Origin of the sequence: Arthrobacter sp. 'calajunan' (genome assembly GCF_046940185.1) — a bacterium.
Taxonomy (GTDB): domain Bacteria; phylum Actinomycetota; class Actinomycetes; order Actinomycetales; family Micrococcaceae; genus Glutamicibacter; species Glutamicibacter soli.
Window position 1 is genome coordinate 441,341 of record NZ_JBKZDY010000002.1, and the last position, 20,478, is coordinate 461,818.

Consider the following 20,478-nt stretch of genomic DNA (forward strand, 5'->3'; position numbering starts at 1 on the left):
AGCAAGATTCCTGCGGTCCGTGGTCAAATTGGTCCGGGTACCTTCTGCCAGTCCGCTTACCCCGCAGACGCCATTGTTCCGTGCCTTCGCACCCCCAGGACCAAGGTCTCGGAGCAATTAGAGACTGGGCAAACTCTGGGTACCCCCGCTATGTTCACGGGGTATTCATTGCCGCCCATGACCAAAGGGTATCTATTAAAGTGAAAGACGCGTACAGTCCAAAGGACACTCCGCGATAATATCCGTGGCCTGCTTTGCCATCAGGACAACCACTTTGACTCATTGCGGTGTGGCTCCTCGGAGATACCGGAAGAGCTACAAAGCGGAGGTTAGCCATGTCAACCCACGAACTACGAACCCACACAGCCGAGCACGTCAAACACATCCTCGGATCCCGCCAGGCACGCATCCATCTCGCCTCCTACGGCTGAAGGGAAGGAATGCCCATCGTGCTGGCTGAGCCGCACGAACTCGTTGATGATGTGATGGGCCTCGTTTCAGTCCATGGACGATCCGTACTGATTGCAATCTATGACATCACGGCCGACGACTTGAGCTTCTGGTTCGTCTCGGTGCCCAATCCGGCTCTGGAGAATGTACCGGTAGAAGCCAAGGGCCAAGTGATGAGCCAATTCATCGCCAAAGGCACGCCTGTAGGCGCGAGGACTTTCCGGGTCAGGTACTGGGCGCACAGCGCGATCACCTTTGAAATTCCGTGCTATGTGCGTAGCGACAGGGACTACGAGACCTCGTACAACACCCGTCCGGGCGCCTTGGGCAAACCGGATGCTGAACGTTCGCTGGATGATCCAGACCTTATGAACTGAGCTGCCCCACTGGATGTTAATCTGGTCTTGTTTATAACTGAAAGAAGCCCTTTCGCATTGAAGCATCCCGCAGTCATCGTGGGATGCTTCAGTGTTTAACTCCTGGACTCCCGCCTGCCAGCATCAGGCACCAGTGGCATGATGGCTGGCCAGTGTCTCGACGTTCGCAATAATCACTACGCCGCCAAGAATTCAGCGGTCGGCTTCGGCGCATGCATGCTCTCAAATCGCCGTCCCTCCCGAATCCAGTCCGGCAAGCCAAAGCAAAGACCCAACTCAGGGCCTATGAATTGTCTGAGCTACGTCGCCCATGCGTAGTAGGCGGATGCGCGGCATCGCCCTTGGGGAGGCTGACCTCGACGCTCCTCGTCCAATCCCGAGCTACAAGTTCCTGCAGTTCATTGGCTTGAACGGGGAGGACTTTTTCGACCCTGCCAAGATCGTGGATGAATGAAGGCCGGCGGTCCCGTTCGGGACATCCGCCGGCCATCACCCGTGAACTTCTAGTTCGCGGCGTTGCGCTCCGCGGCTTCCACGACGTTGTTCAGCAACATCGCGCGGGTCATCGGGCCCACGCCGCCCGGGTTCGGGGAGATCCAGCTGGCAACCTCGTACAGGGCCGGGTCGATGTCGCCGCACCCTGCCGTGTACGCCCGATTTCCGGCATACCGCTGCTATCCCGCTAGCAGTATCGGCTCAGAGGCAGCTACGGGCAGGTTTGGTGGAATACAGTTCCAGTGCCAGCGAGTGCATGGCAGTTGCAGCCTTGGACGGTTGCACTGCAAGGGAGCGGACCATGGTGATGCGTACTTTCCTGGCCACCGGATGGATCGAGCGCACGGCGAGGGGCAAACCTTCATATGAGACATCTGCTGCAGGCCGTTGAACCAGGACCGCGTAGCCCAGTCCCCTCGCGACCATCGATCGAGTGACCTCGAAATCCGCAGTTCGGTAGCGGATCCACGGGCTGACCCCGGCCGCTTCGAATAGTGCCTCGGTGTGCTCCCGGCTGGGCGGGACATCCAGCAGGATCATCGGTTCCTTCGACAACTGCGCCAGCGAAACCTTGGGGGCCCGAGCGAGCTCATGGTCCGAGGGAAGCAGCACGTTCGGCTCGGTTGTATACAGAACCGTTCGTTCGATTCCCTCGGGCAAGCCGAAGTCGTAGACAAAGGCCAAGTCCAGCATGCCGTTGGCGAGCCGGTGAAATATTTCCTGCTGCGTCCCGGCAAAAAAGTCGACTTCCACCTGGTTGAATCTGGAACTGTATTCAGCCAGCAGCTCTGGCAGCACGGTGGGAGCGAGGGAAGAGTAGCAGCCCACCCGCACCCGACCGGCAAGCAGCGTGCCTGCGCCATTGGCCATCTCCTGTAGGTCGCTGGAGGCCTGCAGAATTCCCTGGGCCTCTTCAAGCACGTACTTGCCGGAAGGAGTAAGGCTCACCCCATGCGCTTTTCGACGAATGGTCAGTTGCGTATTCAGTATGCGTTCCAGTTCATTGAGCGCGCCTGTGATTGCAGAGGCGGACAGGTTCAATTGCTCGGCTGCCGCCGCGATGGATCCGCCCTGGCCGACGGCGGCGAGGCATTCAAGCTGTCGAAGGGTAAAACGTTGCACGAAACCTCACTAGAACCGTGGATATTGAACGAATATAACCATTTTACCCGTGGTTATGTCCTGCCTCACACTTGATACCAAGTTAGCCTTTCAATCCAGGAGCACATTCCCATGAGCCAGACACCGGCCACCTGCCCGTTCACCGGGGCGCAGTCAGCGCAGACCGTCACCGCGGCTGTCGAGACCTCGACTGGCGAAGGACGCGAAGCTCCGGTTGCGGATTGGGTGAAAATCTCCGACCTCTACACCAATCCTTTCCCGATCTACCAGCGCATGCGCGAAGAAGCTCCGGTGCACTGGGTACCGGAAGTGAACCGGTACATGGTGACTTCGTACAGCGCCTGCCACGAAATCGAGCAAAACGAGGCGCTCTTCTCCGCCGACGAACGCAATTCCTTGATGAAGCGTTCGATGGGTCATTCAATGCTGCGCAAGGACAACCCGGAGCACCAGGTCGACCGCGATTCCTACGGCGCAACCCTTCGCCCGGCCACCATCAAGAAGCACTGGAACGACATCTTCGCTGCCAACAACGAAAAGTACCTGGCTCAGCTCGTCACCAAGGGCCCCGGCGCCGACTTTGTATGGGACTACGCGGCCCCCTACACCGCGGAGAACCTTCGCCTCATTTGCGGCTTCCACAATTCCACGCAGGCGGACATGCAGCGCTGGAGCCAGACGTTGATCGACGGGACCGGCAACTACGCGGATGATCCAGAGGTCTGGGCCAAGGCTGCCGCATCCTCGGCGGAAGTTGACGCCGCCATCGATGAAATGCTCCCCTACCTCGCCGCCAATCCGGACCGGTCGTTGCTTTCGAATCTGGCGTCACTGCCCATCCCTCTGGAAGCCATCCGAGCGAATCTGAAAATGACCATCGGGGGCGGGCTCAACGAACCGCGCGATGTCCTGGCCACCACAGTGTGGGCCCTGCTCTCCAACCCGGAACAGCTGGATGCAGTGCTGGAGGACCCGGGCCTGTTTTCACGTGCCTTCGAGGAATCGGTGCGTTGGGTGGCACCCATCGGAATGTATCCCCGCGAAACCACGCAGGATCTCGTGTTGGAGGGCATCAAGCTGCCTGCCGGGGCGCGTCTGGGTGTTGTGCTCGGCGCGGCCAACCGCGATCCGAAGGTCTTCACCGATCCCGAGGAGTTCAACATCTTCCGGGAAAAGAAGCCTCACCTGGCCTTCGGCGGCGGAGTGCACTTCTGTGCCGGCACCTGGATCGCCCGCGCGCAGGTGGCGCAAATAGCGCTTCCCGAAGTGTTCCGCAGCCTTCCAAATCTTCGACTGGATCCGCAGTCGGCCAGCATCGATGCCGGCTGGGTCTTCCGCGGCATGACCAAGATGCCGGTCATCTGGGATTCGTAACCACATTCGTATAGGAGCTTTCAATGCCAACCATTATTTTCGAACAGCCCAACGGCACCGCTACCGAGGTCGAGGTCGCTGACGGCGGCAACATCATGCGCGCCGCAGTCTCCAACGGCATTGCCGGAATCGTCGGCGAATGCGGCGGACAGGCCATGTGCGCCACCTGCCATGTCTATGTCGCGCCGGAGGATGCCGCAGGCCTTTCGGACATCTCCGAGGACGAAGACGAAATGCTCGACTGCACAGCCGCAGAACGCACGGAATTCAGCCGACTGGGCTGCCAGGTCCGCCTCGGTGGAGCCACCCAGCAGCTGCGCGTCACCGTGCCCAGCGACCAGGTCTAGCCATGGAACCACGCATCGTCATCATCGGGGCCGGGCACGCGGGAGTGCAGCTGGCGGCTTCCCTGCGCGAGGCAGGACACCGGGGCCCGCTCTCCCTGATAACCCAGGAAACTGAACTGCCCTATCAGCGCCCTCCGCTGTCCAAGGACTATGTTGCGGCGGATGCCGCGTCCGGGCCCCTGGCCCTGCGTCCGGAAAGCTTCTACGCCGAGCACGATATCGATTTGATCCCGGGGGCAAGGGTCGAATCCATCGACAGGGCCACCAGCATCGTCACGCTCAGCACCGGCACCCAGCTGTCCTACGACCGCCTGGTGATCGCCACCGGCGCCCGCAACCGCCCACTTGGCTGTGCCGGAAGCGAGCTGCCGGGAATTTACGGCCTGCGCACCTTGGATGATGCGCGTACTCTCCAGCGCCGGCTGGCCGAGGCGCGCCGCGTGGTAGTCATCGGCGCGGGGTTCATCGGACTGGAGTTCGCCGCTGCGGCCAGGAAGCGCGGGCTGGAGGTCACAGTGCTGGAATTCGCCGCGCGCCCGCTGGGACGCGCAGCATCCGAGCCGCTGTCCGTTTGGTTTGCCGCGGCGCACCGCGGCAGCGGCATCAACCTGCGCTGCAACGAAGGCGTGGAGCGCATCGAAGCGCAAGATGGTCATCTTCAGGTCCTGTCCACTGCCGGACATGGTTACGAGGCAGACCTGGTGGTCTACGGCATCGGCGTCCTGCCCAATACGGCGCTCGCGGCGGATTCGGGGCTGGCCTGCGACAATGGCATCATGGTGGATGCTTTCCTGCGCAGCTCGGATGAACGGATTTACGCCCTGGGCGACTGCGCAAACTTCCCTCTGGCTGCGACCTCGGAGCGGGCGCGGCTGGAATCCGTGCAGAACGCCAATGACCAAGCCCGGGCGCTTGCGCTCACCCTGACCGGCCAGCCAACCGAATACCGCGAGCTTCCCTGGTTCTGGAGCGTCCAAGGCGAACACCGGCTGCAGATCGCCGGGTTGTCCGCGCCAACCGATGACGCGGTGCTGCTGGGCGAGCCGGACACCGGCAAATTCTCCATCGCCCTGTTCCGCGGCGGCGTCCTGGCCGCCGTGGAATCCGTCAACCGTCCCGCGGACCATATTTCCGCCCGAAAACTCCTCTCCAGCGGGACGCCAATCACCATGTCCATGCTGGAAGCGTCGGCCTCCTTGAAGGAGCTTGCCCGAAGCACCCCGATCCCGGCCTGATCCACGGCTGCCATGAACCGGACACTCCCACGAGGAGCCCGATGGTTCGCACTTGCACTGTTCGTTCACACATTCAGAGGTAACCCCGTGAGTACTGTTCCTCCCCGGCAACACGGCGCCACCGCCAGCCAGCGACGAGTCGCTTTTGCCACCATCATCGGCACCACCATCGAGTGGTACGACTTCTTCATCTACGCCACCGCGGCTGGTCTGGTCTTCGCCCACCTGTTCTTCGAACCCGCCGGTTCGCAGATCGGCCTGCTGCTCTCCTTTGCCAGCGTCGGCATCTCCTTCCTGTTCCGTCCGCTGGGTGCATTCCTGGCCGGTCACTTCGGCGACAAGATCGGCCGCAGGGCCATGCTGGTGCTCACGCTGACACTCATGGGTGCCTCCACCACGCTCATCGGCGTGCTGCCGACCTATGAGACCGCCGGCATCATCGCTCCGGTCCTGTTGCTGCTCTTGCGTATCCTGCAGGGTATTTCGGCGGGCGGCGAATGGGGTGGCGCCGTGCTGATGGCAGTTGAACATGCGCCAACGAACCGCCGCGGTCGGGCTGGCGCCTACCCGCAGCTGGGTGTTCCGCTGGGCATGCTGCTGGCCTCGGCCATGATGGCACTGATGACCGGCGTGATCTCCCCCGGCGAGCAGTTCGTGGCCTGGGGTTGGCGTGTTCCGTTCCTGCTGAGCTTCGTGCTGGTCATAGTCGGCTACTTCATCCGCCGCTCGGTCGACGAGTCGCCGGTGTTCGAGGAAATCGCCCAGAAGAAGGCCCAGACCCGGGTACCGATCGTGGTGCTGTTCAAGAAGCACTGGTTGCTGGTGCTGATCGCCGCGCTGGTCTTCGCCGGAAACAACGCCGCTGGCTACATGACCACTGGCGGGTTCCTGCAGGCCTACATGACCGATCCGGAAGGTCCGGTCGGCTTCAACCGGACCCAGGTGCTGCTGGCTGTGTCCTTCGGCGCAGTCATGTGGTTCGTCTTCACTCTGCTTTCCGGCTTGGTGGCCGACAAGATCGGCCGTAAGCGGACCTACCAGATCGGTTTCGTCAGCCAGCTGCTGTGCATCTTCCCGCTGTTCTGGCTGGTCAACACCGCAAGCCTGCCGCTGCTTTACCTGGCCTTTGCGCTGTTCGCGGTCGGGCTCGGTTTCTCCTACGGTCCGCAGGCGGCGCTGTACTCCGAGCTTTTCCCCGCCTCGGTGCGTTTCTCCGGAGTCTCGATCTCCTACGCCTTCGGTGCGATCCTGGGCGGCGCCTTCGCCCCGATGATCGCCACCGCCCTGGTGCAGGCGACCGGCGGCACGGACGCGGTGGCCTGGTACCTGATCGGGCTAACCGCCATCTCACTGGTTGCGGTTTCGCTGGTCCGCGACCGCAGTGGCATCGACCTGTCCATCAGCAACCAGGCCGAGCAGGAAGTGGGGGCGCTGGTATTCGACAAGCGCACCGCGGCGCAACCCGTAGCCCAGGACGCGCTGTAGGTCCAGGAAAGACCGCCGCGCGCGCATACTAGAAAGCCGACAGCCCGCCGGTGATGAACTGGCGGGCTGTAGGTTTTGGTTTTTTCGCGTCTACTTCGCGGCGTTGCGCTCCGCGGCTTCCACCACGTTGTTCAGCAGCATCGCGCGGGTCATCGGTCCCACGCCGCCCGGGTTCGGGGAGATCCAGCTGGCAACCTCGTACAGGGCCGGGTCGATATCGCCGGTGACCTTGCCGTCAACGCGGGAAACTCCCACGTCCAGCAGGATGGCGCCCGGCTTGGCGGTCTTGATCATGTGGGCCGAGCCGGCGGCGGCGATGACCACGTCGGCCTGCGCCAGCAGCTCGTCAAGGTTGGTGGTGCCGGTGTGCGCCAGGGTGACGGTGGCGTTCACGTCGCGGCGGGTCAACAGCAGGCCGACCGGGCGGCCAATAGTCACGCCGCGGCCGACAACCAGCACGTGCTTGCCGGTCAGGTCGATGTCGTGGCGGGCCAGCAGCTCGACGCAGCCCAACGGGGTGCAGGGCAGCGGGGAGGCCATCGGGCGGTTCACGTTGGCGACCAGGCGGCCCAGGTTCATCGGGTGCAGGCCGTCGGCGTCCTTGGCCGGGTCCATGGCTTCCAGGATGACGTCCTGGTCGATGTGCTTGGGCAGCGGCAGCTGCACGATGTAGCCGGTGCAGGCAGGGTTCTCGTTCAGTTCGCGCACCTTGGCCAGCAGCTCGTCCTGGGTGGTTTCCTCCGGCAGGTCCACGCGGATGGATTCGATGCCCACCTCGGCGCAGTCCTTGTGCTTGCCGCCCACGTACCAGGCCGAGCCAGGATCGTTGCCGACCAGAATGGTGCCCAGTCCGGTGCTGTGGCCGGCGGCCTTCAGCTTGGCAACGCGCTCGGTCAGTTCCTGCTTGATGGTGGCCGCGGTGGCCTTGCCGTCGAGAATGCGTGCGCTCACGCTCATCCTTCCGTAGGGGCCCTGTTGCCAAGGCAGGTGGTGTGCGAACCCAGGCGCGCGGCTCCCACGATTAGCTCCCCGGTGGTAGTCCACCAAACGCCAGTCACGGGTTCAATTCTATCCAATGCCCAGCCATAGCCCGTGTGACAACCGCCTCACGCGGAATGAAGGTCCTGCGGAACCGGTTACACGGGTAAGGAGGCAGCAGTGTATTACCAGAACATCGTGATTGGTGCGGGGCAAGCGGGACTGTCCGCCGCATTCCATCTTCAGCGCCGGGGACTGAAGCCCTGGGAGGACTACGTGGTGCTGGATGCCAATCCGGGTCCGGGCGGTGCCTGGCAGCACCGCTGGCGCACGCTGACCCTGGGCAAGACCCACGCGGTGGCTTCGCTGCCCGAGTTCCCCTTCGATAACCAGGACCCGACCCGTCCGGCTTCCGAGGTCGTCTCCGAATACTACGGCGCCTACGAGCGGGAGAAGAACCTGTCGGTGCGCCATAATGCCGAGGTTCGCGCGGTTACCCACGAGGACGGCATCTTCACGGTCGAGCTCGCCGACGGAAGCACGCTGCAGGCGCGCAGCATCATCAACGCGACCGGTACCTGGACCAACCCCAACTGGCCAAGCTACCCGGGCCGATTCGACGGCCCGCAGGTGCACACCAATGGCTTCATCGGCCCCGAGCAGTTCGCCGGCCAGCGCGTGCTGGTGGTGGGCGGCGGCGCCAGCGCCACCCAATTCATCGTGCAGCTGCGCGCTGCCGGCGTGGACACCCTGTGGTCAACCCGCTCCGAGCCGGACTGGCGCACGCCGAGCGCCGACTGGGGCATCCAGGTGAAGCGCGAGGTCAACGAGCGCACCCGCGCGGGCCTGCCGCCGAAGTCGGTGGTGGGCGCCACCGGACTGATGCTGAACCCGGTGATGCAGGCGGCCATCGACTCCGGTGCGCTGGTTTCCCGTGGAAAGATCGACTTCCTAGGCCCGCACAGCGTGCACTTCGAGGACGGCAGCACCGAGCCAATCGACGCCATCCTCTGGGCCACCGGATTCCGCCATGCGCACGACCACCTGCGTCCATTGCATCTGCACACGCAAGCCGGCGGCATCCTGATCGCCGAGGATTCGGTCAGCGCGGTTGAGCTTCCGGGTATGTACTTCGTCGGCTACGGCGCCTCGGCTTCCACGTTGGGCGCTACCCGCGCCGGGCGCAAGGCAGCGGTGGCAGCCAGCAAGTTCCTGGCGGCAGTTCCTGCCTAGTCGGGAACCTCACCGGCGTGTGCGGGGCGGAGCACGTGTCCGATTCCCCGCGTACGCTCCGTCTGAAGATGCTACAAACCCTGGTTCGTCGCTCCACGCACAGCGTCGAACAGGTTCCGAACCAGGCAGGCCGATGACACGGCGTAGCTGGATGGCCGTCTGCATTCTGTGCTGATGTCTTATTTCTGCAAACGATCGACTTTAATTGTTCCTGACTGTAGTCTCCTGAGATGAAAAAACTCAGGAAGGCCAGTGCTTTCTCATTGTTCGTATTCTTGAGCGTTGCCGCAGTTGGCTGCACCGATCAGGCAGATCTAACCGGTGAAACGACAACTGGGGCAAGGCCCACAGCCGTCACCGAAAATGCCGGCAGCGCAAGCCTGGAAAGCGCACCAAAAACTTCCGATATCTTCGAAGCCCAGGCTTCGGTGCTCAAGAACGGCAGCCCGTCATCAGAGATTCGCCAGCAGGTTGCCGGTGCGGGCACCACTTCTTTCGACGTAGAACCGATGCCCCCGGGATACTCCCACCTGGGCGTAGCCGTCCAGTGCTCGGGCACCGGCAAATGGTCTGCCTCCCTCAACGGCGTAGGCGGCAAGGAGGTCTCAAGTGATTGCTCGCTGAACGGCGGAGCCGCAGGGTTGTTTGACATCAGTGACCCGGCTGCCAGCCAAACCGTCACCGTCAACGTGTCTGATGGCACCGATATCTGGGTGACGATCTTCGCCGATTCGCCTGACGAAGCAGACAAATAGCAGCAACACGGGACGCCAGAAGACGTAACCGTAGGCGGCGAATGTGCACGCAGGGCGTTAGACGGTTAACCTCAATGCATGAACAAGTACACCGTCACCCTGTCCTGCGTAGATCGTCCCGGCATTGTCCATGCCATTTCCGGAGGTCTGCTGGGTGCCGGTTGCAACATCACCGAATCCCAGCAATACGAGTCCCCCGAGTCCGGAACCTTCTTCATGCGCATCGAGGTGGCGACCGAGCAGTCCCTGGTGCAGGTGCGCGCGGCGTTGGCTCCTATCCGCGACGAGTTCCACATGTCGCTGCGCGTGGACGACACCGCCGCACGAACCCGAACGCTGATCATGTGCTCCAAGGCCGGGCATGCGCTGAACGACCTGCTGTTCGCCCAGCGCGCCGGCACCCTGGCCATCGATATCCCGGTCATCGTCTCCAACCACCTGGAACTGAAGTCCATGGCCGAGTTCTACGGCGTGGACTTCGTCCACCTGCCGGTCACCCCCTCCAACAAATCCCAGGCCGAGGCCGAGCTGCTGAAGCTGGTTGACGACTACGACATCGAGCTCGTGGTGCTCGCCCGCTACATGCAGATCCTCTCCGATTCGCTGTGCCAGCGCATGGAGGGTCGGGTCATCAACATCCACCACTCGTTCCTGCCGTCCTTCAAGGGCGCCAAACCCTACCACCAGGCCTACGCCCGCGGCGTGAAGCTGATCGGCGCCACCGCCCACTACGTCACCTCGGATCTGGACGAGGGCCCGATCATCGACCAGGAAGTCACCCAGGTGAGCCACGCGCGCACTCCGGAGCAGCTGGTGGCCCTGGGCCGAAGCGTCGAGGGCCGCACGCTGACCCGCGCCGTGCAGTGGCACGCTGAGCACCGCGTCATGCTGGACGGCCAGCGAACCATCGTCTTCTCGTAATAGTCGCAGGGTCCTATCCACCCCTATTACAGTGGTGCCATGACTCACATTATTACCATCGACAGCCATACCCCGCAGGTCGGCCAGGATGTTTTCACCGCCCCTACCGCCACCTTGAGCGGCGATGTGGTGATGGGCGATCGTTCCAGTGCGTTCTACGGCGTTTCCGTGCGCGGAGACTCGGCGCCGATCCGCGTCGGCGAAGGCAGCAACCTGCAGGACAACGTGGTGCTGCACGCCGACACCGGATACCCCTGCACCGTGGGCGCAGGGGTGTCCGTCGGGCACAGCGCAGTGGTCCATGGAGCCGCCGTGGGCGACGGCTGCCTGGTGGGCATGAGCGCCACCATCATGAACGGCTCGGTCATCGGCGAGCAGTCTCTGGTGGCCGCCGGCGCCCTGGTGCTTGAAGGCACCCAGGTTCCGCCGCGCTCGCTGGTGGCAGGCGTCCCGGCCAAGGTGCGACGCGAACTGACCGACGAAGAGGTCGCCGGACTGAAGAAGAACGCCGACACCTACCTTGGCCTGGCCGCCAAGCACCTGGTCGCCAACTCCTGATCCGTTGCGGGCCGACTGCCCTACCCGCGTTCCACGGGCAGCCACAGCTCGCAGGTGGCGGTGCTGAAGTCCTCGGACCGCTCAAGCACCGCCACCATGGACGGCCCCTCGCGCAGCAGCCACGGATTCGAGGGGAACCACTGCGTAGCGGTGGAAGCCCAGACTTTCTGCAGGGCCGCAGGGTAAGGACCCGACGTGCGGAACACCGCCCAGGTCCCGGCGGGAACCGTGATGGTATCCAGGTCCTCCGGCTCGGGCCCATCCAGCATCGCGACACCGTGCAGGTATGTCAGTTCAGATCCTTCCCGGTAGTCGGCATCCACCTCCGCGCTGACCTGGAGCAGGCCTGCCGGCTCGGTATTGCCCAATTCCTTGAGCCTGGCATGTTCGGCCAGCGGCAACGAGGTGATATGGGCCTGGATCTGCGGGTTGACCCCTTCATGGATCAACGGCACACGGGCAGCGTGGCCCACCAGCTTGAATTCCGGACGTTCAACAATTCGGGCATCCATGGGGACACTCCCTTCAACGGTCAGGCTGAACCTGAGTATTGGTTGGCTTCGAAGGGGGCCGCCCTCACGGCGGACATCGCCTGGGCCCGCACCGTGCACCGCACGAAACGCCCGGCCGAAAGCCTCTGCCGAGCCGTAGCGCACGGCAAGACCCAGCAGGTCCTGGCTTTCCAGCAGGTCTGCAGCCGCCATCGTTATGCGCCGACGGCGCACGTACTCGGACAGCGGCATTCCTGCCAGCGAAGAGAACATGCGTCGCACGAGGTAGACCGTAGTGCCAGAGCCATCGAGCAACTGGCCAAAATCGATCTCGGCATCGAGGTGGTGCTCGATCTGCTCCATGAGTCGATTCAGAATTCCGATCATGTTCCCACCCTTCACCATCCACTATCCCGAGGGGAAGCACAGTCGCGCCCGACTTTTGCGGTTTGTTCAGGTCAGGTGGGCCGAAGACTACAATCCCGACGATCGCCGATCGCCGGATAACGGGCTAAACAATGAGAACGTAGTGGGCATTGGGAGCTTACCCAGTGCCCACCAGTTCCCTCTAACTCATCGTTTTCGTCACCGATCAGGACGACAAGAAAAACTCACTCACGAACCTGCCGCGGGAGCCGCCCGAGATGCATACAGCTCAGGACAAGCGGGAACGCCAGCGCTCGATTTCGGCGACAAAATCAGCTGATTGTCCCGATTCCGACCACAATTCCGCTAGCTCATTCCCCTCCTCCTTCTTCATCCGGTCAAGTACGGTCGCAGCCTTGGCCACAAGATGTTCAGGCAATGGATCCGCGCTCCTTGGCCACGGCTGAGGCGCATAGTCTTCATCATCTTTAAGCATCTCCGGTTCTTCCCAGGCAACAACGAGGGCAGCGGCAACCAAGCCTATAGCCCCGGCGGATTCTTCAATCTCGGCCGTCGAACTAAGGACTGCATCCAACGCTTCCTCGATCACCGACGCGATTTCAGCCACGGTAGCGCCGTCATCAAACTCGTATCCAAAGTCGGCAGCATCATCGTTACCGAAGACCGAGACATCCCAAACACCCATATACGATTTCTCCTAATTCGATTTGCTCGACCGAGGACCGGTCTAGTTGAGTTTCTCCCACGTGGGCTTCAGAATACTGAGCGAGGACCGCATGCATGGCGGCAGAGATTCTAGATGATTTTAAAAGTAGCATCCCTCCTAGCCTAGTCCTGGCCCCGGATCCGAACAGTTGAAAATTAAACAGATTTCAATAGGAGTTTTGTCGTACAACTCAATGCTACAAATTATGTACTGAAAATAAGCTATATTCGCGAGTATTGATGCGTTGCGAACGCAACTCAAAGCTATCCAGATAGAAAGTTCAGCTATGGTTACATTTCTCGCAAGCCTTGCGATCGGAGCTTTTGGGTCACTCTTACTATATTTGTCGTTTCGACTCTTAAAGAGCGATTGGCCGACGAACTATTCAGATATGAAGACCGTTGCCGATTCTGCTTCTCAGCGCAACGTCTGGATATACGTGGCAATGAGATTTATTCCAATGTACGTAGTCTCTGCGCTCGTAGCTTCCATAGCAAATTCTAGCGGCGGCAATATGGCGTTATCTCTTACGGTCTGCGCGGTACTACATACCTGCATGACGAACTTGCGACCTTCAATACTGCGTAAATTAGTTAAGACTTCCCGCAACCGGCCGCGATATCTAGCTATGTTTTCGTCATCGTTGCTTTTCATAGTTCTGGCATCTCTCCTAGCGTCCTCAACATGGTTACTTTGGAAACCACTTCTGCCACAACCAAACGAGTTGCTCCAAGCAATATGGACGAGTTTGTTTGTTGGACTCGTTGTCGTCTTAGCGCGAACGTTAGGAAAATTTGAAGACAGTCTCGCTAAGCGCATCAAACTAGCTCTCGATGACTTAGGCGAATCTCTGCTGAGGAAAATTCGAACAGTGGCGGAGACTAACGATGTCTCCGCAGAATTCATTGAAGCAGTCGTCCTAACCGAATGCATTCAACGTCCAAAGTGGATACGTCGAGCCGAAAACTTCAAAGGGCGCTTCGTAAAACCGGGATCATATGGGGTTGCTCAAGTCTTTTCTTCGTCACCGATCTCCGACGAAGAGTCCATTGAAAAAATTTGCAAAATCTACGCCGGATACTATCCTGTGCGGAACGAATATGGAGACTACAACCGGACATTGCTTCAAGTAGCTCTGGAAACGCATAACCCCGATCCAGTATTCGTGAAGCAAGCAACAGAGATCCTCATAGCGAGAAGTCAGAATCTAATCGAGAGCTCCTCATCTTGGGCTCACGATGGACGGAAATTCATTGAAGTTACAAGTCTTAAGCGAGTAGGTAAAGAATGGGTTATCGAACTAACTCACTATCGCGACATTGATTGCTTACGCATGAGCAAGCAGTACAGAAACGGAGTAAATGAGACAGAGTACATGTGCACAGGCAGTGACACCGACACCAAATTTCGTATCAAAACCCAGATCAGACTTCCAATAGAGGTTAGTCAATTTACACTTACCGGCGTATGTGCAAACAACCTAGACGAGGAGTTTGATTCGCTCGACTTAGATCTCGAAGATCCCTACTTAGATTGACAATTTCCGCCTCTAACTTGCTTGTTGAAGCGTCTTATCGAGCTCGGGGCCTCGTCTTGCAACCCATAGGTTGCACGACGTCTCATCTGGCGCAAGTCGCCAATGAGAAATCCACGGAAAATCAACGTTCTGAAATTCTCGCTTCTATGTATCGCAGCTCATGATATAGAACTTACCCGACACCATTAGTTACGAGATGATTTCGAATAGTTACGAGATGATTTCGAAGGTTCGATGAGCAGCAAACTGATTGGATATACCCGTGTATCAACCCGAGTCCAACATGCAGACCGGGAAATCCAAGACATCCACGCCGCCAGACTCCAACTCGATGACCTCTATATCGACCATGGACAGGCTCGGGCGCTCCACCCAGAAAATGATCGAAATGGCCTAAAACTTACGTGAACGCAATTTCATGCTACGGGTGCTGAATCTGGGCGGCGACGTCGATACCAAAACTCCCATGGACGCATGGTCTTCACCGTCATGGCCGCCCTCGCTCAAATGGAGGTGGAGATCAAACCTGAAAGCAACAGTGATTCCGTCATCAAACGGCGTACAACCGGCGGCGACCTAGGTGGACGTCACCGCACCTTCACCGACTTCCAAATCTGGGCCGCAGCTAAACTCGTCAAGGGCAGGCAGACCGGCAACACAAGTCACCAATGTTTTGGGCAGGTCCCCCGCTACCCTCTACCGAAGAATCAATGGGCAAAAACCCAATAATATTCGGCTTCTTTACACCCACGCTGGAATACCTATGAGCTGGTCAAGTTTCTGAGACACGATCTTTGATCTTTTCTAACTATTCTCAAGCCGCAAGGGCCAGAAAATTCCTTTCCCAACACGAGTCCAGAACTGCTTGGGGGTTGAGCCCTCCATTAGCTGTATGCGGTCGTTTCCGGTTGTACCAAACTTCGATGTATTCCATCACCGCGGTCCGCGCTGCCACCCTGCTGGTAAATGCCCGGTGATGATACATTTCGTTCTTGATGGTCGAGAACGTCGACTCGGCCACGGAATTATCCCAGCACACCCCGGTGCGCCCCATCGATTGCCGCACGCCGTGGGCAGCGCACCACCCCTGGAACGCGTCCGAGGTGTACTGCGTTCCCCGGTCCGAGTGGAACACGCTGCCAGGCTGGATAAAGCCCCGCGACGCGGCAAGCTCCATGGCGTCGATGACCAGCTGAGTTTGCATGTTCTCGCCCATTGACCAGCCCACGATCTGACGCGAATACAAATCGATGACCGTCGCCAAGTACAGCCAGCCTTCTCCGGTGCGCAGGTAGGTGATATCGCCAACCAGCTTCGCCCCAGGCCGGTAAGAGCGGAAGTCCCGCCGGCCGAGCTTGTCGACCATATGGTTCTTGATATGCGCTGTTCGAGCTTGGTGGTCACGTACCGTCGTTGTTTTGAACGCACTCATCCGCTTGGCCTGGATTCCCAGGTCTTTCATAATCGAGAGGACCGTAGACTTCGCGATCTGTTCCTCATGGTTGTTGCGGAGCAGGTCCACCAGTTGCCCGGCCCCAGCAACCTGGTTGGATGCTTCGAATTCGGTGTGGATCAGTTCGGTGCGGCGCCTGCGCAGTGCTTGGGCTGCGATCAGCTCCTCGCAGGGGTTTAGCCACCGGTAATAGGATGCCCTGGAAACCTGCAGTTTCTGGCACATCCACTTCACCGGGTACTGGCCGGTATGGGCTTTGATGAAGGTGAAGACTGCGCTTATTTCTTGCTGTTCGAGGCGAAATAGGCGCTGACATCTTTTAAAAAGTCGTTCTCCCGTTTCACCTCCAGCAGTTCCTTGCGTAGCTTCTCGTACTGGGCCCATTCCACCGGTCCGCGTTCCTCGGTTTCCGCTTCGGGGTGCTCGGTGCGGTAAGCGCGGACCCAGTTGCCCAGGGTTCCTTCGTTGATGCCCAGGGATGCTGCAACTTCGACCAGGCTCTTCTGGGAGGAGATCACTAGTTCGACTGCTTCGGCTCGGAACTCCGGGGTGAACTTCTGACGTTTGGACATGCACTCATTCTCCTATGAACGCGTGTCTCACAACATCATGACAGCTCACTATTCTGTCGGCCTGAGGTGCTTAGATAGCATTAACGGAAAAACTAGAGTTGGGTCTAATCAGGTAACTTTGATGGGTTATTCAAAGCGCAACGTGCACCTGAAAATCTGCGCCGAACGTCCTCCGAGTACGGCTCGCACTCAATCTCACTAGGAACGCCTGGGCAGTCTCGCTCTAGATGACGCCGAGGCTGGCACCACCAACAATTCAACCGATCATCCCAGAGCTAAACGCTACAACGCTTCAGACAACCGGCAAAAGCCAGCGTGCCCGTTCAACTCGCGATTCTTAGATCAAGGACACCGCAATGACCCTCAAAGATCTCACCGACCCTGTCGCCGTCCATCAAGCCCTGGACCTATTCGACCAGATGGGACGAGAAAACTTCCTGGCCAAGTACGGCTTCGGCCCCGCCAAATCTTACTGGCTACTACGTGACGGCCGCACCTATGATTCTAAGGCTATCGCCGGCGTCGCTCATCTCATCCAAACCGGCGCCCTCTTGGAACGCAACCAGTTCACGGGCGGACTCCATGGAGCGGCGAAAACCCTCATGGACCTCGGGTTCGATATCACGCCGCAGCTCAACGTCTCAGAGTCGATTCGCGAAGGCGCTGCGTTCGAAGTGCTCTGGAATCCCAACCACTACACCTTGGAGAAGGAAGAATTCCAAGATCTTCAGCACCAAATCCAATCGGGTGCTTCAGTCCCATTCTCATGGAGCACAGGACCACGCAGACAAGGCATCTTCTCCGGCGACCGGATCTACATGTTCCACGTCGGATCGAAGAACCGCGGTCTAATCGCCTCCGGTCACGCAGCCAGCGAAATCGAGCAGCATCCTCACTTCGATGAGACCAGAGATGATGACGCAAACTACGTCGATGTCTCCTGGGACGCACTACTTGACCCCGAAGACCTGTTGTCCTGGGAAACAATCCAAGTTCATGTCCCAGATTTCCCTAAGGCATTCATGTCAGGAGGAATCCGGCTCGAACCAACACAAGCAGACGACCTCGAAGCTCTATGGCAAGACCACACCGAACAAATTGCGTTAGCTGCCGTCAAGCCTCATTCCGCTAAGCCAATCGAAAAGGACTATAAGTACTATCTGGCGAAACACCGTAGCCATCAACGACGTTTCCGGACGTTGCTCCTGGCGCACTACGAGCCCGAGTGCATCGTCTGTGGCCTAGACGAGATCGCGATTCTCGAAGCCGCGCATCTGATCGCCGACGCTGAGGGTGGTTTGCCGACCGTAGAGAACGGGCGGCTGATGTGTCCCAATCATCACAAGGCCTTCGACAGCCAGTTCTTCCATCTCGACGCAGACGACAATGCGATCTGGCAGGAAGGAATCGAGGAATTCTAACCTTGACAAGCAGACAGACGGTAGCCTGTCACCAGCTGCGTGCCTAGGGACAGCGGGCTCCCGAGTCATGAGATTTCAGAATTGCTCACGCGCTGAAACCCCAGGACAACGGATTTCGCCCGTCCAAATTCTTCACACGAGTCTCTTCAAGACAAGATGCATTGTCCACGATCCCTATTTTGTCGCGTTCATTGCATACGATGAGCTCAAACAATACTCAAGAAAGTAGAACAGTACATGCAGGTATGGGGCCTCCATAACGACACCCTCACCACCGAACTGACTGAGGAGAACTTCGTCAGCCTCAGCTGGGACACCATTTCAGATCTCTCGCATATCCCGGGCGGTCGCGAAGGACTCAAAGCCGAGCTCGCCCGCATCATCCCCGAAGAACGCCACAAAGCAATCCCCACCTGGGCTGGCATGCTCTTTCGATTCCGGGAGGAAATGCAGATCGGGGACATCGTTGTCGCGCCATACAAACCCGACAGCACCATTAACATCGGTATCATCAGCAGTGACTACTATTTCGATTCCACAGCACCTACCCACCGGCACCGGCGCAAAGTGCAATGGAAGAAAATCGGTCTCTCCCGCACCGTTTTCACCCAACCAGCACTCTATGAAATTGGCTCAGCACTGACGCTCTTCAAAGTCAGCAAGCACACGCACGAGTTCCTCGCCGCCCTCAAAACTCGCACCGAGGACATCGAAAAAGTCACCGCGGTCGTCGAACAAGCAGCAGCCCGCAACACCCCCGAGGACGAGGTTTCCGATGAACCCCGGGCATCCAGGATCGAACGCCATACCCGAGATTTCGTCCTTGAAGTACTTCAAGAGCGCATCACTCCACGCCAGTTCGAGGAGTTCAGCGCCGATCTTTTGCGGGCACTCGGGTACCAAGCGCGGGTCACTGCCTATTCGCAGGACGGAGGGGTGGATGTCATCGCTCATAAAGACCCTCTCGGGGTCGAACCGCCACTGATCAAAGTCCAGTGCAAACGCATGACCGCCACGATCGGCGCTCCTGAAGTACAGCAACTCATCGGTGTCCAAGGTGCCGGCGAACTCGTAGTATTCATGACCCTAGGAACCTACAGCCGCGACGCTCTGGCGCTCGAACGCCAACGACCAGGACTGCGCCTGATCACTGGCGAGGACATTGTCTCCCTCGTCCTAGAGCACTACCCTGCGCTTCCTGAACGGTGGCGAACCATCATGCCTCTGACGCCGCTGCTCGTCGTCGCCGACACTGCATCCTGACCACGGAGAAACCATGACTTCCCAAACCCCGCACTCGGAACTGATCAAGCACTTTAGCAACGACGTTCAGCAACTGACTGAAGAACAGCTCACCGCCTACGCCGGTGGATGGCCCAACCATCTGCCCATGGTGATCCTCGACGCTATCTATTCGATCCAGGCCCGATACACCACCAAACATGGCAAAGGGCTGCTTCCACGCCTCAAGAAATTCAAGGAAACCTACCCCGAGGCTGCCCAAGACCTCCGTGAACTGCTAAAACTCAGCACAGCAGATATCGAGGACATCCTCGGCCGCGGCAAAACGTCCGGGACATCAAAAGCCCAGGCAGCCCTGCAGGTCGCCCAGAATCTAATCGAGCTGGCTCCTCCTGTCTACACAGCACAAGACTTCAACTACCTGAAGGCAGACCATGAACACGCTTATTGCGGCGTTCACGGTCTCGGGAAAGTCACCTACCACTACCTCGGCATGCTCCTAGGATACGGCGATGTCAAGCCCGACACCTGGATCGTTCGAGCCGTGCAACGAGTCGCCGATACCCACATGCTCGGGCTGAGTGTCACTCCAGCCCTTGCCCGGCTTGTTGTCACCGAAGCCCACAAAGCAACCGGCCACGGCAAGACCGTTACACATCTGGATCATGCGATCTGGCTCAATGAACGAGCCGGCAAAGAGAACTAACTACGCATCCTCGCTGCCCAGAAACCTCGAACAAATAATTACGGGAAGCCGTATTTCGACTCACGGTATCGGGACGAGCAGAAGCTGGAAAACCGCAGGTAATGAGCTACTTTTCACCTGCGGTTTTCACTTTTCCAAGAACCACTGATTATCAGTCGACCGGTCCTGGATCACTTCATTTCACTTAGTGGTCAATCATCCGGTTTCACGTCGCGAAGCTTGAGAATTCCAGATTCTGGATTATCCCAATCAAATATTGGTGCGGGGTTCCACTGCCATAGGATTGCCGACCGCATTGCTTTGCGAAACCAGGCGGTCTCTCGCCTAATCAGCGTTCAATTCCATACTGGCGGCATGCTTCGGGACACTTTTCGTCTTGACCAACCATGCAACAGCCAGCACATCCAGAACCACGACCATCAGCACGGAACCGTGCGCTGCCAACCACATCAATTCGGAGTTCGGAAGCATCTGGCCCGGATCAATGCTGGACTCCGATTCCATGCGGCCAATGGCGGCGCTGTCGGCACTCAGCCACAGGACAAAGAAGGCCACCACGGTGATGTTCAAACCGACCATGGCCACCGCACCAGCGAGGCCAAGTGTTTTCTTTGAATCTTGCGACATGTTCGG

The 20,478-nt window shown here is 59.2% G+C and carries 20 protein-coding genes, 1 pseudogene and 1 riboswitch; of the genes and pseudogenes, 14 read left to right on the forward strand and 7 right to left on the reverse strand.

From position 1 onward, the window contains the following. Nucleotides 1–440: 440 nt before the first annotated feature. Nucleotides 441–827, forward strand: a complete 387-nt coding sequence (locus RF641_RS04570) for a hypothetical protein (RefSeq protein WP_424572603.1) — start codon at nucleotides 441–443, stop codon at nucleotides 825–827. 503 nt (nucleotides 828–1,330) lie between these two features. On the opposite strand, the pseudogene RF641_RS04575 reads toward RF641_RS04570, so the two are convergent. Beyond that, nucleotides 1,331–1,462: pseudogene (locus RF641_RS04575) on the reverse strand (bifunctional methylenetetrahydrofolate dehydrogenase/methenyltetrahydrofolate cyclohydrolase); the annotation flags it as partial. A gap of 61 nt (nucleotides 1,463–1,523) precedes the next feature. After that, a complete protein-coding gene (locus RF641_RS04580) occupies nucleotides 1,524–2,444 on the reverse strand; it encodes a LysR substrate-binding domain-containing protein (RefSeq protein ID WP_424572604.1) in 921 nt (306 codons plus the stop codon). A gap of 111 nt (nucleotides 2,445–2,555) precedes the next feature. On the opposite strand from RF641_RS04580, the gene RF641_RS04585 reads away from it, so the two are divergent. The 4 genes from RF641_RS04585 (at nucleotide 2,556) to RF641_RS04600 (ending at nucleotide 6,885) form a co-directional block, all read left to right on the forward strand. Continuing rightward, complete coding sequence (locus RF641_RS04585; RefSeq protein ID WP_424572605.1) at nucleotides 2,556–3,818, forward strand: cytochrome P450; 1,263 nt, start codon at nucleotides 2,556–2,558, stop codon at nucleotides 3,816–3,818. Nucleotides 3,819–3,841: 23 nt separating this feature from the next. Continuing rightward, on the forward strand, nucleotides 3,842–4,165 hold the full coding sequence (locus RF641_RS04590; RefSeq protein WP_424572606.1) for a 2Fe-2S iron-sulfur cluster-binding protein: 324 nt from the start codon (nucleotides 3,842–3,844) through the stop codon (nucleotides 4,163–4,165). Between the two features lie 2 nt (nucleotides 4,166–4,167). Further along, complete coding sequence (locus RF641_RS04595) at nucleotides 4,168–5,400, forward strand: NAD(P)/FAD-dependent oxidoreductase (RefSeq protein ID WP_424572607.1); 1,233 nt, start codon at nucleotides 4,168–4,170, stop codon at nucleotides 5,398–5,400. An 87-nt stretch (nucleotides 5,401–5,487) separates the two neighbouring features. Beyond that, complete coding sequence (locus tag RF641_RS04600) at nucleotides 5,488–6,885, forward strand: MFS transporter (protein ID WP_052772260.1); 1,398 nt, start codon at nucleotides 5,488–5,490, stop codon at nucleotides 6,883–6,885. 90 nt (nucleotides 6,886–6,975) lie between these two features. Here RF641_RS04600 and RF641_RS04605 read toward each other — a convergent pair whose 3' ends face one another. Beyond that, the gene (locus RF641_RS04605; RefSeq protein ID WP_424572608.1) at nucleotides 6,976–7,836 is read right to left on the reverse strand and encodes a bifunctional methylenetetrahydrofolate dehydrogenase/methenyltetrahydrofolate cyclohydrolase; all 861 of its coding nucleotides are present in this window, start codon (nucleotides 7,834–7,836) and stop codon (nucleotides 6,976–6,978) included. Between the two features lie 40 nt (nucleotides 7,837–7,876). Next, nucleotides 7,877–7,953, reverse strand: a riboswitch (ZMP/ZTP riboswitch). Nucleotides 7,954–8,043: 90 nt separating this feature from the next. Here RF641_RS04605 and RF641_RS04610 point away from each other — a divergent pair. From RF641_RS04610 to RF641_RS04625, 4 genes are all read left to right on the forward strand, one after another. Continuing rightward, nucleotides 8,044–9,096, forward strand: a complete 1,053-nt coding sequence (locus tag RF641_RS04610) for a flavin-containing monooxygenase (RefSeq protein ID WP_424572609.1) — start codon at nucleotides 8,044–8,046, stop codon at nucleotides 9,094–9,096. A 230-nt stretch (nucleotides 9,097–9,326) separates the two neighbouring features. Continuing rightward, a complete protein-coding gene (locus tag RF641_RS04615) occupies nucleotides 9,327–9,851 on the forward strand; it encodes a hypothetical protein (protein WP_424572610.1) in 525 nt (174 codons plus the stop codon). A gap of 78 nt (nucleotides 9,852–9,929) precedes the next feature. Continuing rightward, the gene (gene purU / locus RF641_RS04620) at nucleotides 9,930–10,772 is read left to right on the forward strand and encodes a formyltetrahydrofolate deformylase (RefSeq protein ID WP_424572611.1); all 843 of its coding nucleotides are present in this window, start codon (nucleotides 9,930–9,932) and stop codon (nucleotides 10,770–10,772) included. A gap of 39 nt (nucleotides 10,773–10,811) precedes the next feature. After that, the gene (locus RF641_RS04625; protein WP_424572612.1) at nucleotides 10,812–11,330 is read left to right on the forward strand and encodes a gamma carbonic anhydrase family protein; all 519 of its coding nucleotides are present in this window, start codon (nucleotides 10,812–10,814) and stop codon (nucleotides 11,328–11,330) included. Between the two features lie 20 nt (nucleotides 11,331–11,350). Here RF641_RS04625 and RF641_RS04630 read toward each other — a convergent pair whose 3' ends face one another. After that, entirely contained in the window at nucleotides 11,351–12,208 is an 858-nt protein-coding gene (locus RF641_RS04630; protein ID WP_424572613.1) for a GyrI-like domain-containing protein, read from the reverse strand. A 268-nt stretch (nucleotides 12,209–12,476) separates the two neighbouring features. Next, nucleotides 12,477–12,893 carry a DUF4259 domain-containing protein gene (locus RF641_RS04635; RefSeq protein ID WP_424572614.1) on the reverse strand — a complete coding sequence of 139 codons (417 nt, stop codon included), beginning with the start codon at nucleotides 12,891–12,893 and terminating at the stop codon, nucleotides 12,477–12,479. An 892-nt stretch (nucleotides 12,894–13,785) separates the two neighbouring features. Here RF641_RS04635 and RF641_RS04640 point away from each other — a divergent pair. Together RF641_RS04640 and RF641_RS04645 are read left to right on the forward strand one after the other, a co-directional pair. Continuing rightward, complete coding sequence (locus tag RF641_RS04640) at nucleotides 13,786–14,451, forward strand: hypothetical protein (RefSeq protein WP_424572615.1); 666 nt, start codon at nucleotides 13,786–13,788, stop codon at nucleotides 14,449–14,451. A 474-nt stretch (nucleotides 14,452–14,925) separates the two neighbouring features. Beyond that, the gene (locus tag RF641_RS04645; RefSeq protein ID WP_424572616.1) at nucleotides 14,926–15,180 is read left to right on the forward strand and encodes a hypothetical protein; all 255 of its coding nucleotides are present in this window, start codon (nucleotides 14,926–14,928) and stop codon (nucleotides 15,178–15,180) included. Nucleotides 15,181–15,265: 85 nt separating this feature from the next. On the opposite strand, the gene RF641_RS04650 is transcribed toward RF641_RS04645, so the two are convergent. Further along, nucleotides 15,266–16,476, reverse strand: a protein-coding gene (locus tag RF641_RS04650; RefSeq protein ID WP_424572617.1) for an IS3 family transposase whose coding sequence is annotated in 2 segments (ribosomal slippage) — nucleotides 15,266–16,230 and nucleotides 16,230–16,476 — 1,212 coding nt in all. Because the reading frame shifts where the segments join, the coding sequence is not laid out codon by codon here. A gap of 356 nt (nucleotides 16,477–16,832) precedes the next feature. Between RF641_RS04650 and RF641_RS04655 the strand changes: the two genes are divergently transcribed. From RF641_RS04655 to RF641_RS04665, 3 genes are all read left to right on the forward strand, one after another. Then, nucleotides 16,833–17,897 (forward strand): HNH endonuclease, encoded by a 1,065-nt coding sequence (locus RF641_RS04655; RefSeq protein WP_424572618.1) that lies wholly within the window; start codon nucleotides 16,833–16,835, stop codon nucleotides 17,895–17,897. 237 nt (nucleotides 17,898–18,134) lie between these two features. Then, the gene (locus tag RF641_RS04660) at nucleotides 18,135–19,160 is read left to right on the forward strand and encodes a restriction endonuclease (protein ID WP_424572619.1); all 1,026 of its coding nucleotides are present in this window, start codon (nucleotides 18,135–18,137) and stop codon (nucleotides 19,158–19,160) included. 13 nt (nucleotides 19,161–19,173) lie between these two features. Next, complete coding sequence (locus tag RF641_RS04665) at nucleotides 19,174–19,845, forward strand: hypothetical protein (protein ID WP_424572620.1); 672 nt, start codon at nucleotides 19,174–19,176, stop codon at nucleotides 19,843–19,845. Between the two features lie 324 nt (nucleotides 19,846–20,169). Here RF641_RS04665 and RF641_RS04670 read toward each other — a convergent pair whose 3' ends face one another. After that, nucleotides 20,170–20,472, reverse strand: coding sequence for a hypothetical protein (locus RF641_RS04670; RefSeq protein ID WP_424572621.1), 303 nt, complete (start codon nucleotides 20,470–20,472; stop codon nucleotides 20,170–20,172). Nucleotides 20,473–20,478: the final 6 nt, after the last annotated feature.

Coding starts and splice junctions, on each gene's coding strand:
- RF641_RS04625 (WP_424572612.1), top strand. CDS start 10,812: ATGACTCACATTATTACCATCGACAGCCATACCCCGCAGGTCGGCCAG.
- RF641_RS04590 (WP_424572606.1), top strand. CDS start 3,842: ATGCCAACCATTATTTTCGAACAGCCCAACGGCACCGCTACCGAGGTC.
- RF641_RS04660 (WP_424572619.1), top strand. CDS start 18,135: ATGCAGGTATGGGGCCTCCATAACGACACCCTCACCACCGAACTGACT.
- RF641_RS04655 (WP_424572618.1), top strand. CDS start 16,833: ATGACCCTCAAAGATCTCACCGACCCTGTCGCCGTCCATCAAGCCCTG.
- RF641_RS04645 (WP_424572616.1), top strand. CDS start 14,926: ATGGTCTTCACCGTCATGGCCGCCCTCGCTCAAATGGAGGTGGAGATC.
- purU (WP_424572611.1), top strand. CDS start 9,930: ATGAACAAGTACACCGTCACCCTGTCCTGCGTAGATCGTCCCGGCATT.
- RF641_RS04635 (WP_424572614.1), bottom strand. CDS start 12,893: ATGGGTGTTTGGGATGTCTCGGTCTTCGGTAACGATGATGCTGCCGAC.
- RF641_RS04670 (WP_424572621.1), bottom strand. CDS start 20,472: ATGTCGCAAGATTCAAAGAAAACACTTGGCCTCGCTGGTGCGGTGGCC.
- RF641_RS04570 (WP_424572603.1), top strand. CDS start 441: ATGCCCATCGTGCTGGCTGAGCCGCACGAACTCGTTGATGATGTGATG.
- RF641_RS04665 (WP_424572620.1), top strand. CDS start 19,174: ATGACTTCCCAAACCCCGCACTCGGAACTGATCAAGCACTTTAGCAAC.
- RF641_RS04615 (WP_424572610.1), top strand. CDS start 9,327: ATGAAAAAACTCAGGAAGGCCAGTGCTTTCTCATTGTTCGTATTCTTG.
- RF641_RS04595 (WP_424572607.1), top strand. CDS start 4,168: ATGGAACCACGCATCGTCATCATCGGGGCCGGGCACGCGGGAGTGCAG.
- RF641_RS04585 (WP_424572605.1), top strand. CDS start 2,556: ATGAGCCAGACACCGGCCACCTGCCCGTTCACCGGGGCGCAGTCAGCG.
- RF641_RS04630 (WP_424572613.1), bottom strand. CDS start 12,208: ATGATCGGAATTCTGAATCGACTCATGGAGCAGATCGAGCACCACCTC.